This is a genomic window from Streptomyces pacificus (assembly GCF_011766325.1).
GTDB lineage: Bacteria > Actinomycetota > Actinomycetes > Streptomycetales > Streptomycetaceae > Streptomyces > Streptomyces pacificus.
The window spans coordinates 47,860-64,731 of record NZ_BLLG01000026.1; the positions used below are offsets into that span (position 1 = coordinate 47,860).

The window sequence follows — 16,872 nt, forward strand, 5'->3', positions numbered from 1 at the left end:
CGGTCCTGGGGGCTCGGGCGTGGACCGCGTCCCGTCGGCGGGTGGCGGGTGGCGGGTGGCGGGTGGCGGGTGGTGGGAGGGGGCGGGTGGAGGTCCGCCGGGGAGGGTACGGCGGGTGGCCGGGCCGGCGGATCGTCCCCGGGAAAGCGTCCTGCCGCGCCCCCCCCCGCGGCACCGGCCGGGCACGGCGCCGGATCCGCCGGACGCGGCACCGGCACCGGCACCGGCCGGGCACGGCATCGGACTTCAGGGGCGCGTGCGCTTGGGAGGGGGCACGTCGTCGGCATGGACGTCCTCGGAGGGGCGCTTGGTGAGGAACGGCCCTTGTTCGCCCTGGTGGACCTCGTAGTGGTCGCCGCTCAGGGACAGGTCGATGACGCGGAGGCCGTCGGCGCCGGCCGCGCCGAGCGGAAGGAGCTCGTGGACCCGGCCGCCGGCCAGGTGGATCCTGATCACGATGTCGAGCGCGGAGGCCACCAGGCGCGGTGCGAGGTCACCCGCTCCCTCGTTCCAGTTTCCGCTCACGGCCAGGACGTTGACGACGTCGTCGAAGGCCTCGCCGTGCTCGTCGGCGTACCGCACGGCGGTTCCCAGGTTCTCCGGCGCCAGGGTCCAGCGGACCACAGAGGTGCGCAGTTCACGGGCCGCTCCCCCCGATGGGGCGAGTCCGGACAGTGCCCGGTTGACCGCGTGGTAGAGGCAGTCGCCGTCGGCGGGGATCTCCTGACCGGAGGGTCCCCCCTCCGCGCGGGCGGGGAAGACGTCGAGCCGGCTGACGGAGGTGCGCAGCCTTGCGCCGCCGTCGCCCGGACCGCCCTCGCTTCCCGTCCCGAACAGCAGGTCGGCCAGGCGCCGACCGGCTCGCAGCACGGGGGTGGACAGCGCCAACTCCTGTGCTGCCCATACCTTGTGGCTGTCCGACACGCCGGCCTTGAGCCCGGTGAAGGAACCGGTCATCGGGGCCGAGATGGCATCCGCCATGACGTTCCTCTTCGCGTGGCCCAGATTGCCCCGGCTCTTCGCGGGCAGTTCCTTGCTCCCGGCCGGGATTCCGGCGAACTCCGCACGCCGGGGCTCGTGGCTCCAGTAGGTCGACGAGTTGTGGAAGGCGTAGTTCGAGCGGTGGGCGGCCAGGCTGATTCCCTTCTTGGCCCCTCTCGTGCTGCCGCCGCTGTCGTTGCTGAAGAACCGGTTGGTGACGGTGCCGAGGTCCGCATGCGACTGGAGCAGCTTCCTCTCCCCGGATTCCAGGAACGCGTACGCGATCCGGGAGAGATCGGTGACCACCGCGCCGGACTCGAAGTCCGTGACGTAGGCCGGCCCGCGGAACGGCAGCCGGTGGTTCTCGGCGTCGGCCCGGACCCGTTCGAGCACTTCGTCCGCACCCGTCGGCAGGGTCGTGGGCGTGTCCTCGGCGGTCGTGGAGCGAGGCACTTCGAAACTCCGCCCCTCGACCTCGGCCAGTTCGCTGTCGTACCGCCTGCCCAGTTCCCAGGCGTTGTACCGGTTCAGCTGCCGTGCCAGTCCGGTCAGCTCGGCCCCCTTGTCGGAGAACCGGACGTCCGGCCGGTCGCTGCCGCCCCCGGCGGGGGGCGGCAGGACGGCGGCGCCGTCCACGAACAGGTTGGGCTCCGGCGCGTACGGCAGCAGCGGGTGGATCCCGGCCTGAAAGCGCCGCTCCCGCATGTCGTCGGCGACGGCACGCCGGAACCGTTCGAGGAAGGCTCGCTGTTCCACGCGATCGGTCAGCTGCTCGGGCACGGTGACGTCCTTCGCCTCGTAGCGTCTCCTCGTGTCCTCGATCAGCCGCTTCTGCTGCTCCCCCTCCTCGGGGCCGGGCACCCGGTAGCCGCCGGTCATCAGCAGCGGCCGGCTCGGCGGGAGCGCTTCGCCGGGGTCGGGCGAGCGCAGCTCGGGCGGGTCGAGCAGTTGCTCGAAGTGCGTGAACACGTGCACACCCGACGGCACCATCCGAGAGCCGTCGTCGAAGTCCTGCACCGCGATGTAGGGGTGCAGCCCCAGGCCCATCAGCGACTGAACCGCGGCGATGCTCTCCGGGCTGTGCAGTACCGCGTTGCGCATCGTGCCGTAGGGGAACGACCCGGTGAAGGTCGACGGGACGACAGCCACCGGCACGTCCAGCTTCTCGACCTGCTTTTCCACCGAAGCGACGGCCTCGGCCAGGACCTGTCCCTTGGTCTCGACGGCATTGACTCCGATCACGATCGCCAGGCGGCCGGCGTAGCCGTCCAGACCGGACAGCAGGCTCTCGATCACCTCTCCGGCTCGGTGCGCGTCTGCGTGGCCGGTCATGGTGTTGATGACGAACGCCAGGGGGCGCGCCTGCTCCACGCTCTCCCGGACGTAGTCGAGGTAGTCGTCGTCGCTCTGGCGCCCCGCGGTCCGGCGGACGTAGTACCGGTAATCCTCGTCGGTCGGGAAGTCCCCCCGCGTGCGCGATGTCAGCTGCCGGAAGGCGCCGTTGACATGCCTGTCGTCGAGAGTGAGATCGGCCAACCGCTGCCGGGTCGAACCGGGGACGTCCGCGTCCGGGGGCGTCGCGTGCGCGGTCGGGACCTCCTCCATCTCGACATCCGAGGACATGCCGAACCGGGCCTCGGGGTGCTCGCTGTCGGGGCTCAGCAGGTAGGGGTCGCTCGTGCCGGTGCCCGTGAGCCGGCCCTCGTGCCGGTCTGCGGCACTCGCCCAGATCCGCACGTGCGGTGGAAGCTCCGCCGGGGGGCGGTCCGGCTCCGCCGGGTGCACGGTCCCGCCGTGGACGTCGACCCAGAGCAACGCCCCGTCGCCGGTGTGCACCAGTGCCCAGTCGTGGCCCACGCTGCCGTGGTCGCCGGCCAGCACGGTCGCGAAGCTCCCCGGGCCGCCCCTGGTGACGAGGTCCAGCACGGCGTCGAACCCGGCGGATCCCCGACCGTAGCTCAGCGGCATGTCATGGCGCTTGTACACCGTCCAGGCGAAGCCTCTCTCGGGGCCGGCCCGGCCGGCCCCGGCGGCCAGGAAGCCGGCCGCCCGCGGGCGGCCGAACCAGGTGTCGCGGTACGCCTCCACCGTCTCACCGCAGTTGGGCCCGGTGAAGCCTCGGGTGATGGCCGACAGCAGCGGCCGGTGAGGAGCTGCGAAGGCGTCCAGCTCGGCCGCCCGCTCACGAACCCGCTGGTGTTCCTCGGGACTCGGCGGGACGAGACCGCGGTCGCGCAGTACCGCGTCGGTGTTCTCATGCCGCGGGGTGCGGGGGCGCTTGGCGGGCGCGCCGGGCCCGGTGGGCTCTTCGGCGCGCTGTTTGCGGGTGGGGGGTGGTGTTGCGGGGGTGTGGTTGCTTTCGGGTTCGGGTGTGGGGTCGGGGTGTGGGGTTGTGGGGGTGTTCGGGGTTGTGGGGGTGTTGGGGGTTGTGGGGTGGGTTTGGTCGGTCTGCTGGGGTTCGGTGGTAGTGGGCTCGGTTGGTTGCGTCGGGTTGTGCTCGTTGCTTTCGGGTGTGGGCGTGGAGGGGGAGCGTGCCGGTTCCGGTGCTTCGGAAGCGCCGTCGGTGGAGGTGGACCCGGCGGCCGCCTCACCGGTCGTCCTGGCCACCCAGTAGTAGACGTGCCCGTCGGTATCGGCTGTGTTCCCGTACGTGCCGTTCTCGTCGAAGTTCTGCGTGGTCAGCCGCACCGGCTGCCGCATCAGCACCTGAGCGCCCTTGAGCGTGGCCTTGCCCGGCTCGTCGGCCGACTTGCCGTGCGGCACGGTCGGTAGGGTGAGAGTCCGGGAGGGAACCCCCGGGCTGAGCGTCACGGGCTTCTTGCTCTCGAACGTCGCGTTGTACTCGGCCTTCGCGACATCGCTGGGCAACGGAACGATCACGGTTGATCCGTTCCCGTCCGTCGTCCTTTCCGCCAGGAACACATGGCTCGTTGCGGGCTTCAAGGCTGCGGTCACACCGGCGGTGGACGTCGTGGACGACTCGTGTTCCGTCGAGACGGTGACCTCGTCGCTCCCTTCGTCGCGAGTGGAGAGTTCCTGCGCCTCCCCGGTGGGGCGCAGCCGCAGCTCCAGACCCGTCCGGCCATCGCTGCCGAGCGGAATCGTGCGGTACCCCCTGGCGGGGTCCTTGAGCTGGTGGAAGACCGAGGTCAGGGTCTGCTGGGAGAGCGCCTGACGCAGCGCGGCCTGCTGCTCCGGCGTCAAGCGCTGCTCCCGCAGCAGAGGGTTCGTACTGCCTTCGGGGCGGGGGCCCGAAGCGACGGAGCGGACCACTGAGTGAGCGGCCTCCAGCGTGATGCCCTCGGGCCAGTAGCGGAGCGACGGGGCGGTCTGCCCTTGGTCGGTGTTGCCGCCCTGTCTGGGGGTGGCGGCCAGGCTGTAGCCGTCCGGGTGCCCCGGCCCCCGGTTGGCCGTGGTCGTGCCGCGGCCCTGTCTGGGGGTGGCGACCAGCCGGTAACCGTCCGTGCCCGCCGCCTCCTGGTCGGCAGTGATCGCGGCGGGGGCCGTCGAGAAGGCCGAAGTCACCCACCCGGACACGGCTCCCAGCAGGTTCCGTATGCCGCCGGTCCCCGGGCGGGGCACGGTGAGCAGCGTCTCGGCGTCGCCGAGGAGCGCACCCTGGCTGTCGAAGCCCACGAGGTCGTGTGCGGAGTCAAGCGACTGCTGCCAGCGGTCCCGTTCGGCCCGGTCGGCGGTGACGGGTGCGGTGCCGACAGGGGTACCGGTGCTGGTGCCGCCCTGCAGGACCCACGCCTGCCCGTGCTCCGTGAGCGACGTGGGCACATAGACGTGGACCGGCCACGTCGGCTCCACAAGCCCGGGCGCCACGACATCGCCTGGGCGTTCACCGAGGAGGGGGTACACGGTTCGCCGGGTCACGGTGACCTCGAAGCGCATGCGGTTGGCGAACCTCACCATGTCGCCGAACTTCGACGTCTTGTACTCCACCTTGGTGGTGACGCCTGCGTCCGCGCTGCTGGCCGGGCTGAATTCGGCACCGAGAGACGGCGCCCAGCCCCAGCTCCGGAACACGGGCGGCGGGCCGTCCGCCGATGATCCGTCGCTTCCGGATTTCGCGATCGGCGCATAGGACAGGCGTGAGTTGGCGTCGAGGCCCCCTGACCAGTTGCGCCCCGAACTGCCGGTCACGGTCTGCGAGAGGCCGACCTTGCGGGTGGTGTTCCCGGTGGAGTGGTCTCCCTCGTCGGTCCACTCGTGCTGCGGGACGCCGCGCACCAGGACCCGGGTGACCATCCGACCGGTGTGGGACTCCTGGACGCGGTACTCGAAGATGCCCTGGCCCACCAGTTCCTCGTAGTTGGCCGACAGGTTCTCCGGCGAGAAGGTCCCGGCGAACTCCAGGGCGGTCACCGGTACATCCGCCGCCTCTTCCAGCCCGCGGATCTGCCGGTCGATCTCGCCGAGGATCTCGTCCGACGACGGGATGTGGGCGATCGCCCCGCTCAGCAGCCCCTGTTCCAGCAGCGGAGCCCGGCGCGGCACGGTGGGGTCCGCGGGGGCGGTGCGGGCCGGGGCGCCGGTGTCCGCGGTCCCCTCGGTGCCCAGCCGCCTCACGTCGTCGTCGGAGAGCAGCACCAGCACCCGGTGCCGGCTCGACTCCGGGGCGCCGACGGTGACGACACCGTCCCAGGCCGTGACACGACCCTGGACGGTGACGTCCGCGTCCGCCTCGTACAGGTGCCAGGTCCCCTGGTGCGCGGTCTTCCGCGAAGTCGTCGTCTTCTGCTTGACGTTGTCGCCGTCGCTCCAGCCGGATCCGCCCTTGATCCTGGGCCCGCCGCGCGGCTGGAACGACTCGGCGGCGTCCCCTGCCGACGGGTAGTGCGCGGTGTCGTGACCGACTCCCAGTTTGAGGGCGCGGGAGTTCTTGTCCGCCACGGCGGTCGAGGTGCTGGACGTGGTCTCGATCTCCAGTGTGCCTTCGCCGGGCATCGTCCCGCGGAACCGGAAGTGGCTCAGGCGGGTCCGCGCCGACAGGCCTATGGTGTCGCGGTTGCGGCCCGAGCCGACCTGCTCGTCACCGCTGTTGGCCCACCCGCCGTGCGAGGCGGAGAGCAGGGACCGGAGGTGGCCGTCGTCGGCCATCCCGTCCAGGGCCTTCCGCAGGCCCCCGACCGCGGGCGGCGGCGTGCCGTTCCGGACGTCGTCGAACCCGGTCGCCCACCGGACCGCCCGCACCGCGCGCTGGAGCGCCGTCGAGGCAGTGGCCTCGACCGACCTCTTCTCGAAGGCGCCGGCCAGCGATTGCAGGGCCTTGTCGCGGAAGCCGTCCCCGTCCGTGACGTGGCGGATCGCATGGCGCTGCGGCAGCATGTCCAGACCGGGGAGTCCGGCGGGCGGCGCCGTGCCGGTGGTCCCGCTCTCCCGTGCGACCTCGACGGTCAGGCGGCCACCGGGCTCCACCTGACCGGTGTGCCGGGTGGGCGACGGGGGCTGCTCCGCCGTGGACAGGCGGGTGGTGGGGTGCTCCGGGTCCTGGACGCCGATCAGCACCCGGTACGTGACCGGGTGGGCGTACACATCGGTCTCCGACTCGAGGGAGAACGTCCGCGTCACCTCGGTCTCGAAGCCCGTGGTGACTCCGTGGGAGGGGTTGTCGGGGGTGAAGTCGAGCCCGGCGGCGGTGAATCCGCGCAGCGTATCCGACTCGGTCTGAGGGTGACGCAGGGTCCCGGAGATGTTGACGGCGTGCTTGTAGCCGCGGGTGGCGGACTTGTCCTCCCCGGTCGTACGGGTGCTCGCCGCCTTCGCCGTCGACTTCCGGGAACCCAGGTGGTCGCCCCTGGCCGGCTCGGCCTTGATGAGGATCTCGTAGGTCCGCTCGCCGAGCAGCGGCAACCGGGGGGCGTCCAGAGCGATCCGGTAGGTGCCCTCGAGCAGCATCGCGCCCGCGCCCCGCAGTTGTGAGGGAATGAGCAGGCGGCGTAGCGAACGCAGGTTCTCCCAGGACTGAGGGGTGATCCGGTGACGCTCTCCGGCGTCCCCGCCGGGTGTCGCCCCGGTGCCGGGTCGTACCGCCTCCGGGGGCGGCAGTACGCCGGGGAACCTCTGCGACATCACATGCACGATGTGGTCTTCCAGCTCCAGCGAACCGGGGACGTGCAGGAACGTCGTGAGCTGTGCCGCGACCGGGTCGGCGAGCCGTTCGGGGTCGAGCTGCGGGCGGTCGCCCGCGGCGGGCGGGGCGGGTGTGTCGTGGGGGACGGCGTGCAGCACCTCACCGTGCTGCGGCTCGATGGTGATGGCCACATGGTCGGAGGGGTGCGGGGACTGCTGCCGCTCGGCGGGTGGGGTGTGGTCCCCGATCGGCGTGGTGTCGGTGCCGTACCACCCGTCGAGCCCCGGCCGCAGGGCACTGGACGTCAGCCAGACGTGTATCCGCACCCGGGTGGCGACCAGGTCGGCCCTGTCGGACCGCTCGTGATGGGACTCCGTGCCGACGATGTGCTTGCCCTTGACGCCGTGGCCGACGGTGCGGGAGTGCGCGTAGCCGACGGTACCGGTCAGCCACAAGGGGCCGTCGTCCGACACGTTGACGCTCGCGCCACCTCCGAGCCCCACCGACCAGGAGCTCTTCTCCGTACGGTTCCGGCCGTGCTCGCTGGACCACTTGGACCCCAGGGTGGCCTTGTCGTCCACCGTGTGCAGGGCCAGCGAGTCGTCCGGCTCGACCGTCAGATGCAGATACGCGCGGCGGCCGTCACTGAGCCTGAGCTGCTTCGACATCAGCCCCCGGCCCGAGGCGTGCTCGAACTCGTCGATGATGTGGGACGGCCGGAAGAAGTCCTCGATGTCCTGGTGCGCGGTGCCGTCCGGGCGGGCCTCGCGCGCAAGCGCCTCGTAGACCGCCTTCCGCGCGGTGTCCAGCCCGGTGATCGACACCGGGTGGCCCGGGGCGGGTTCCGGCGTCCGGTGGGCGGTTGCCGGGCTCTCCCCCGGCTCGGGTGCACGGGTGTGCCCCCAGCCCCTCCAACTGCGCGGCCGTCCTTCGGCCAGGCTCTCCGGACGGGGGACGTCGGCGCGTACCGTACCGGTGACGGGGGCGTCGGCACCCTCGGCGGTGAGCCGGGCGCCCTGGTGGTCCGTGACCGTCACCTGGTAGCTGAAGCGCGAGGTGTAGCTGTCCGTCCTTCCCGTGAGGGCGAACTTGTTCGCCGTCTGCGACGACCAGGCGACCGTGGTCGAGCGGTCGTGGGAGGTGCCTCCCCATGTGATGGAGGGGCTGAAGAGAAGGGACAGCTGGTCGCCCAGAGGCCGGATGACGGTAAACGGCAGGTCCAGGTTCGGCCCGGAGGAGGCCATCTCCACCTTGCGCGGCGGGGAGTCGTACGCCGACTGCGACGGCACGCCGAAGCCTTCCCCGTCGTTGTCCTCGGCCGGGTCGGTCACGGCGTCCAGGGTCCAGGGACCGGCGGTCGCCCGCACCTCGATCTCGTGGGGTCTGCCGTCCGCATGCACCGTGAAACGCCAGCCGCCGTTGAGCATCGGGTCGTGCTGCTTGCGGAAGTTGGCGGGATCGAGGGCGGCGTCGAGGCGCTGCGCCACGGAGACGTCCTTGCCGTGGTCGCCGAGCAGTGCCTCGATCCGCTCGCGCACACCGTCGGGCCCCGGGTCCTCGGTGATCTTCTTACCAGCCATGGATGTGGTGTGGCGTCCGGCGAGGACCGGGTCGGGGGCGGGGGATTGTGCCGGTTCGTCGGTGGGGGTGTCGTCGGTGCTGGTCGGGGCAGGGGTGCCGTCTGCTTCGACGGGGTCGGGGTTTGCTGCGGCAGGGGTGCCGTCGGTCGGAGCGCGCTCTTCCTCCAACGCGCCTTGAGCACCGCCCTCGGGCGCTTCTGCAGGCGCCTGCCGGTCCGCAGGTGCCTGCTGATCCGGGGACGCGTCCGCGGGCCGTACCGGAGGTGGCGACTGCCGGCCCTGAGCGTCGGTCGTGCCGCTCTCGGTGACCGGACGCGGTTGTGGTGCGACCTCCTGCCCCGTGCGGGTGCCGTTGTCCACCGTGGGTGGGAGGTTGCCCGCGGTGCCGGAGGCCGCCGGCCGGTCCGTCGCGGTGTCTGTGGTGTCTGTGGTGTCCGCGGTGTCCGCGGTGTCTGTGCTGTCTGTGCTGTCTGTGGTGTCCGCGGGGTTTGTGCTGTCCACGGGGTCCGCGTTGTCTCCGGGGTCTGCGGCCTCCGCGGCGTCTGGGCCTACCGTTTCTCCGGGCACTGCCGTGCCCGCACGGTGAGGGGACCCATCTTCGGCGTCGGGGTTCACGGCGATCGGGACGGTGGCCGCTTCCGGAACAGGCTGCGGAGCCAGGGCGTCGTAGTGGTCGATTCCGTTGTAGGCCAGATACAGCGAGGGTCGGTCTCCGGGGCCGCCGAGCGCGATGGGCGGCTGAGAGCCGGGAAGGACGAGCCGGAGGTCGAGGGCCAGAGCCCGCGCCAGCGCCTGCGGGAGATCGTCGGCGAAGGGGGAGGTCCACAGGGAGGTGCGTTCCGCCGCGGCGGCAACGAGCCCGTGGTAGGTCAGCTCGCGCGCCGCACTGGGGGTCGCGGCGACCGCGAGGAGATCCCGGTAGGCGCTGTTTCGGAGGATCTTCCGCCATCCCTCGGCATCGCCGCGGTCCACGACCGCCTTTCGGATGCCTTCCCACTCGTCGTCGATCCGGCGCCGATCGCTCCCGTCCTTCGCGATACCCGGGGCACTGCTCCGCAGATCGGCCACGACGACGGCCACGGGGTCGAGGCTCCCGGTGACCGGGTCCGGTCCGGCCGCGATGATCCTGTCGCGCAGCAACCGGCGCAGTTCGGGGACGCTCCGTCCGGTCCAGGGAGCATTGAGCCCCTGGCTTCGCGCGCTGTCGAGCAGCGACCGGAAGAAGCAGTCTCCGTCGCCCGGGGTGTTCAGCCGTCGGAAGACCATGTCGTGCGCGCGCACGAGGATGCCCGGGTCGGGCTGTGCTCCCGGTCCGGCACCGGCTTCGGTTTCGGCACCGGTTTCGGGACGGGTCTCGGGTCGGGCTTCGGCTTCGGTTTCGGGTCGGGCTTCGGTTTCGGTTTCGGGACGGGTCTCGGGTCGGGCTTCGGCACCGGCTTCGGGACCCGCTTCGGATTCGTCGCTTGGCGGAGGTGGGGTTGCCGTGTGGTTCTCCTGCTGCTCTGCGGCGAGCCGGGGCCTGGGCGTGCGGGGGTGGTCGGGTTCGGCGGTGGTGCCTGGTTCGGTGTCGGTGGTGTCGATGTGCGGGGGCGAGGCGTTGCCCGGGTCGGACCTGCGGCGAGCGCGCTGGGTGGTGGTGTCGCCGTCGGTGTCCCTGTGCGCGAGGACGCCCGGGTCGGACTTGCGGCGGATGAGTTCCGCGGTGTCCTCTTCGTTCAGACCCAGCTCGGACAGGGGCAGCGGGTCGCCGGAAAGAGACCAGGTGATCCGCGCGGACTCCGCGTAGGAGAGACCACGGGCCTCGTCCGGCGAGACAAGGGTGGTGGGCGGAAGCGTGGGCGGCGATGGGGGCAGCAGGGCATCCAGCGTCGTGCCGGGCCCCGCGACGGCCCGCAGGCCGGCCGCGTCGCGCAGGAACGCGGTGTACTGCTCGACCGAGGGAGCGGCGGCCGGATCCGCGGCCGTGGTGCCGATCGCCGTGCCGCGCCGGTCGGCGACCATTCGGCGTAGCAGATCCGGGGTCATCCCCGGGTCGCCGTAGCGTGCCGCCGCCTCCGGCGAGTGCCAGCGCAGGTCGTCCACGAAGGCCAGGGCGGCGAGCAGTTCCCGGTTCTCCGGACGCTGTTCGGCGTCCGGCCCGAGGGCCTCGCGCAGGGTGCGGATCTGCTGGAGGGCACGAGCCCGGGTGAAGGCACCGGCCGGTTCCGTACCCGTGTGCAGACCGGCGTCGCGTGCCAGTGCGTCCAACTCGGCACCAGCCGGCTCAGGGGTGAACAGCCGCCACCGCCCCGGTCCTTCGGCGCCCTCGACGAGCACCGCGCGGACGTTGCCGTCCCGGTCCTCCGCCGTACCCACGTCCGTGGTGGGCGCGTACACCGGCCGTCCCGTCCGGTTCGCCACGTGCTGCGCCACCGGCAGTCCCGCACGCTCCGGCTGTCGCCCCGTGCGGCAGGCGAAGAGGACCAGTGGACGGTCCTGGTCACCCTCCGCGGCCCAGGACCTGAGCACCTCGCCCAACTGCACACCGCTGACGGTCACCGTGGGGTGTGCCAGGTCGTCGCTGCCCAGGGTGACGGTACGGGGGGTGCCGTGGGCCGCGACGTAGTCGGCACCCGTTCGGGTGCCCGCTCCGGGGAGCGGGGTCGACGGGCCGGTGAACACGGCAGAGCGGACGGGCGGGGTGGCCCCGGCGCCTGCGGCCGGGGCGGTGGACGTGGTCCGTACGCTCCGGAAGCCGTCCTGGTCGAGCAGCGCGCGCGGGTTCGCGTCGGCCTCGTCCTCGGCCCGGCTCGGAGAGACGGTCAACGTGCTTACGGCGCGGCCCTGCCGGGGGCCGTCGGCGGTCTCCGGCACCCAGCGCCGCAGCTGCTCCAGGGGCACCCGGTGGCCGTCCAGGCTGGTGACGACCTTCTCGGCCGTGTTCCGTGTGTCGCTCTGGGCGCCGGCGAGTCCGGCGTTCGCAGGCCGTACCACGATCCGGCCCGACGGCGGCGCTGCCGTGGGAGGGGCGGCAGCCCGGGACGGCGGTGCGGTGGGAGGGCTGGCCGGGGCCTCGATGACCGCGGTTGAGGAGAAGACGCTTGAGGGCGCCATCGGGCTGGTTTCCGCTGCAACGGCCGATTGCGGGATCGCGGTGACGTCCCGCTCCGTCCCCAGTTCGGTGCGGGTGCCGGTGCCGGAAGCCTCCCCACCGGTTCCGAGGCTGTCGGTGCCGCTCCACCCGCGGGACATGTCGTCGGCCGCGCCCCTCCATGCATGGGACGGGCTCGCGGCCTCGGCAGCCTCGGGCGCGGGGGCCGACGGGGGGCTCGGGGTCGTCCCCTCGCCGTGCATGGAAGTGGTCGGCCTCACCGGCGTCGCCGATGAGGCTGTGGGCGCGTCGGCGAGCGAGGGCCCGCCGGCCTGCCCGGTGCTTTCGGTGGCGGGGCGCGAACCGCGGTCCGGGGAGAGGGCGTCGGCGAGGGGCATCAGCACGTCTGCTCCGGGGAACCAGATGTCCGTGCTGCCGTCCACGGTGTCCGTGCCGTCCACGGTGCCCATGGTGTCCGTAGCGTCCACGGCGTCACGTGTGCCGCTCCTGGCACCACGGCCCGTGGCCCGCGTGTCGTCTGTGCTGTCCACGGTATCCGCAGCGCCCGTGAGGTCTGTTCTGCTGGCGGTGTGATGCGTCGTCGGGGCCACCGCCGGGCCGGTGAGGGGGCGGCTCCTGACCGGGGCGCCCGGCCCTTCGCGGGTCAGTTCGACGGCAGCGCGCACCGGGCGACCTGCTCCGTCCGGTGCGACCGGAGGTCCGAGTGCCACCACCCTGTCCGTTCCCGCCCGGTCGAGCAGTTGGGCCGCTGCCGGTGAGCCCTCTCCGGGCGGTGGCGTCTCCGAAACCACGAGCGTCAACGGCGGCGGCTCACCGGAAGCGGAGTCGCCGGAGATCTCGGTGTCCGACGTGGCTCCTGGCATCCCGTCGGCGATCTGCCCCCCGGTGCTGCCGCTGTACGAGCCGGTGGTGTCCACCGCCTGCGGAGGGGTGGAGTCTGCGGCGACTCCTTCGAGGACCGGGCTGGATGCGGGGTCGAGCGAGCCCGAAGCGGCGTCGATCCCCCGCGGGCCGGCCGCCACCGCGGAGGAATCCCTCCCGGGTGACGTGTCGTCCGTGGCGAGGGTGCCGTCCGCTCGGCCGCCGGCACCGGGAGCGCGGGTGTCCTGGGTCGCTGTCGCTGAAGAGCCCGACGGCGTGGCGCCGAAGGCGGGGGTACCGGGGGTGGGAGTACCGGGGGTGGGAGTACCCGGGGCGGCGGTACCGGCCGGGCGCCCGCCGGCCCCGGTCGCATGGTTTGCGCCGGGCAGGGATGAACTGGTGGGGGGGTGGGTGGCGGAGGTCTGCGGGGGAGTGGTCGAGGTGGCTCCGCCGAGGGAGCCGTGGGAGCTGGCGGTGGGTGCGTCGGTGGTGGGGGCGGGTGCCCCGGCGACAGGGGTGGGTTCGGTGGTGGGTGTGCTGGTGGTGAGCGTGGAGTCGGTGGTGAGCGTGGGGTCGGTGGTGGGTGTCCCGGCCGCGACGGCGGCGTTGGTGGCGGGTGCGGGTGCGGGTGCGGGTGCGGGTGCGGGTGCGGGTGCGGGTGCGGGTGCGGGTGCGGGTGCTCCGGTTGTGACCGGGGAACCGACCACGACATGGACGCCGAGGCCGTCGAGGGCGAGGCGGATCTCGTCGGCGTCCGTCCGCGCCGCGGCGCTGTCCACGGCGGGGATGACGCGGACCTCGGGCACCGAAGCCAGGTCGGTGTGGAGGCCCTCCCGGACGCCGATCTCGGCACTGCCGGGCCGCGTCCCGCCGCGCAGGGCGCCGAGGTCGCGCAGTGCCTGCTCGCGGACGTCGGCGGGGCCGTTGCGGACCTGCCGCCACAGCTCACTCTCCGTCGCGGGCATGGGCGTTGAATGCGGGAGGTGCTGAGGCGCTTCCAGGTTCGTCTGCTGCGGGGGAGTGCCGGGAGCGGTGCCCATGTCACCGACGCTCTCCGTGATCGGGGAGGCGTTCGCCCCGCCCTCCTGTCCGCCTGCTGCGGGCGAGTCCCCAGAGGGCCGTCTCTCGGACTCCCCGGACTCCCCGGCATCCCCGCGGTCTCCGGTGTCCTCGCTCGCTGCGGTGCCGCCGGAGACGGTGGGCGGCCGGTTGCGGAGGTTGTCGATGGCATGGTGCAGTTCGGTGCCGCTGTTCACGACGGCGCCGATGATCGCGGCCTCGACCTGGCTGCTGATGCCCGCTCCGACGAACGTGTACCAACTGGTCGACCAGTCTCCGTCGTAGGCGCCCTTGATCAGGATCTCGGCGAGGGCCTCACCGGCGCCGGCGGCGACGAAGTCGGTGGTCCCCATGAGTCCGTAGTGGCCGGCCAGCGCGCCCTTGCGGTCGGCGTTGTCGCGCACGAACTGCTTGTCCCACCAGAGGTTCTCATTGTTCCGCACGCGCGGCGACGGGTTGCCCGTGAGGTCGGTGCCCGGGACGTCGTACCCGTTGGGCTTGCTCTTGAAGTCGAGGTCCGTTCCGTTCTTCAGGAAGCTGCGGTCGTAGCTTCGGACGATGTTCCTCGCCAGGTCGTCGAAGATCCCGGTCAGCAGCCCCGCTCCGGCACCGAACACCGCGGACTTGAGGATCTCGCCCCAGTCGAAGCTGTCGGGGCGGCGGCCCTCCGGCGCGAAGTTGATCATGGCCAGCCGCACCGCGAACGTGGCGAACGCCTCCTGGAAAGCCTCGGTGAGGGACGGCGTCAGGCGCAGTCGCTGGAGCATATGGCTGAGCGTGGTGAGGATGACGAGTCGGCTGCGGAGTTTGGCCATCATGATCTGGCTGGATGTGACGCCGCCGGTGAAGACGGACATGGCCAGGTAGACGGCGATCTCGATGAGCAGCCGGATGACCTCGGCGATGATCTGCCACTTGGACTCCATGATGTTCATGGAGGTCTTGCGTCGCCCTTCGGCGATCTTGTCCAACTGGTCGGCGAACTCTCGGATGTGGTTCTTCCCCCCGTCACCGGTGAGCGTGCCCATCGCCTTCGAGTACGACGTGGCGAGATCGTCCGGCATGGAGCGGCCGATGTCGTGGACGGACTTGTCGACCAGCGAGGACAGCCGGTTGACCTTCCGACCCAGGCCGGCGTAGGGCTTGCGGCTCTGGTACGCGAGGTCCTCGTCCGCGTCGGTGAGTCTCTCCCCCGTGAGGATGAAGAGCATCGCGTTGACCTCGGGCGATGCCTGAATGCTCATCGAAGGCCGTCCTGTGTGCCGTCCCGCGGGCCCCGCGGGCAGGGTGGAACCGCCGCTCCCGGCAGGGAGCGGCCGATACCGGCGGCACGGGCGTCAGTGGCGGACATGCCCGCCCGTGACGCCGTCGCCGCCCGTGGCGAGGTCGCTGCCCAGGCCGTCGGTGTCGATGCGGCTTCCGCTGCGGTCGATCTCCTCGATGTTGTGGTCGCGGGTGTCCTGCATCAGCCTGACCTGGCTGACGGTGGCGTCCGTGATGGCCACGAGCGCGTCGCGGATGGCCAGCATGGTGTCCTTGGTCGCCTGTCGCTCCCTCTGCTCCTGCGGCTTGGCGCTCGCCGCGAACTCACCCTGGGTTCCGGGCCACCCGACGGTGGGGGCCAGCTCGTCGATGAACTCCTCGGTGATGGCCTTGGCCATGGCGCCGATCTTCTCCAGCTGTCCCGCCAGGGACTCGATCCGCTGCGGATCGGCGTAGTAGCGCTCTGACACCGTCAGTCCTCCCCGTCCTCGCCGAGTGCGTCGCGCCAGGTGCCGGCGGTGCGGTCGGGGCGGGCCGGTTCGTCGTCGCCCTCGAGTACCTCGGGGCCGAAGATGCGCTCCCAGTCCAGCTCGAAACCCTTGAGCTCCGGCACGTCGCTGCTCGGCCCGGTGAACGGGGCCATCGCCTTCATCACATGGCGATTCATCTTCAGGCGAGCCGCGTTCGCCGCCTCCAGGACACTGGCGGCGAGCTCCTGGGGAGACATGGCGCGGTACTTGTCCTCCAGGAAGTCGATCCCCGTCAGCTCCCCCTGCGGGCCCACCGTGGCCCGAACCGCGCGGTCCGACGACAGTACGGCGAACGACGCCTGCCGCAGCTCCCGTTCGGTGCGTGCGACCGCCTCCTGGGCAGCCTGGAGTTCGGCCATCGCCCGCTCCAGGCGCTTCTCCAGAGGTTCCGTCACGCCCGTTCCGTCCTTCCGTGTCGCTCTCTCTTGACGTACGGCCACGATCCGCGCGTCCGATTCCCGCACGGCCCTCGTCCGTGTCCGGGCCGCTCCGAAACGGTCTGCGCCCGGGCGGAGTTGCCGGGCCGGACGACGTCCGGTGTCCGGCACGATCATGCCCTATCGCCGCGATGGTCACCGACCGATGACGGCGGGAGTGCCGCCCTCCTCGGTGCCCCAGACGTCGGCGTCCTCCTCCAGATAGCCGGCGGAGCTGGTGGGACGGGTGGTGCTGCCGCCCGGCTCCGAGTCCTCCTCGCGGGAGCCGCCGCTGGCGGTCGAAACCCGCGTTGCCGGGGCCAGGAAGGTGTCCTCGTCTGCTTTGCCGTTCCAGGGGCCGCGTCGCCGGCGGTTGCGGCGCTCGCTCTCCTCAAGCGCGTCCATCAGCACGGTGCGCACCCGTTCGCCGTTGCCCTTCTCACCGCCCTGGCCCATGCCTCCCATCGGCATACCTCCCATCGGCATACCTCCCATGGGCATGCCTCCCATCGGCATACCCGACGTGCCGGTGCCGGTGCTGTTGGCGAGTGGGTCGACCATGGGCTGGGAGACGCCCGACAGCGGGGAGGCTTCGGTCGCATCGACAGTGTGGGAAGGAAGGGGCCCCACCCCGGACGACAGGAGGGCTCCGGTCTCCGTGGGACTCATGCCCGTGCCGGATCCCGGCACGGACAGCGGCACGCCCCCCGTGGAGGAGGCGACCCCGCCCATGGAACCCAGTTCCCGGGAGAGGAACGAACTGTCGCTCCCGTCGTTGCCGGTGGTCAGGTCTGGGATGAGGTCGGTGGGGGTGCCGAGGTTGGTTGTGGTGGTGGTTCCGTCGGGTTGGGTGGTGGTGAGGAGGCCGGTGTCGGGGTCGAAGGTGGTGTGGCTGCCGTCGGGGTAGGTGGTGGTGAGGAGGCCGTTGTCGAGGGTGGTGGTGGAGCCGTCGGGGTTGGTGATGGTTGCGCCGTGGGTGAGGTCGGTCGTGGTGGTGGTTCCGTCGGGTTGG

3 protein-coding genes and 1 pseudogene are annotated in these 16,872 nt (G+C 71.9%); all 4 read right to left on the reverse strand.

The window, feature by feature from the left end; all coding sequences use genetic code 11:
- Positions 1-246: 246 nt before the first annotated feature.
- Entirely contained in the window at positions 247-14,895 is a 14,649-nt protein-coding gene (locus SCWH03_RS26720; RefSeq protein ID WP_173267250.1) for a toxin glutamine deamidase domain-containing protein, read from the reverse strand.
- Positions 14,896-14,988: 93 nt separating this feature from the next.
- Complete coding sequence (locus tag SCWH03_RS26725) at positions 14,989-15,384, reverse strand: hypothetical protein (protein ID WP_173267252.1); 396 nt, start codon at positions 15,382-15,384, stop codon at positions 14,989-14,991.
- Positions 15,385-15,386: 2 nt separating this feature from the next.
- Entirely contained in the window at positions 15,387-15,839 is a 453-nt protein-coding gene (locus tag SCWH03_RS26730) for a YbaB/EbfC family nucleoid-associated protein (protein WP_173267254.1), read from the reverse strand.
- A gap of 177 nt (positions 15,840-16,016) precedes the next feature.
- Positions 16,017-16,872 (reverse strand): annotated as a pseudogene (locus SCWH03_RS26735) (AAWKG family protein); the annotation flags it as partial.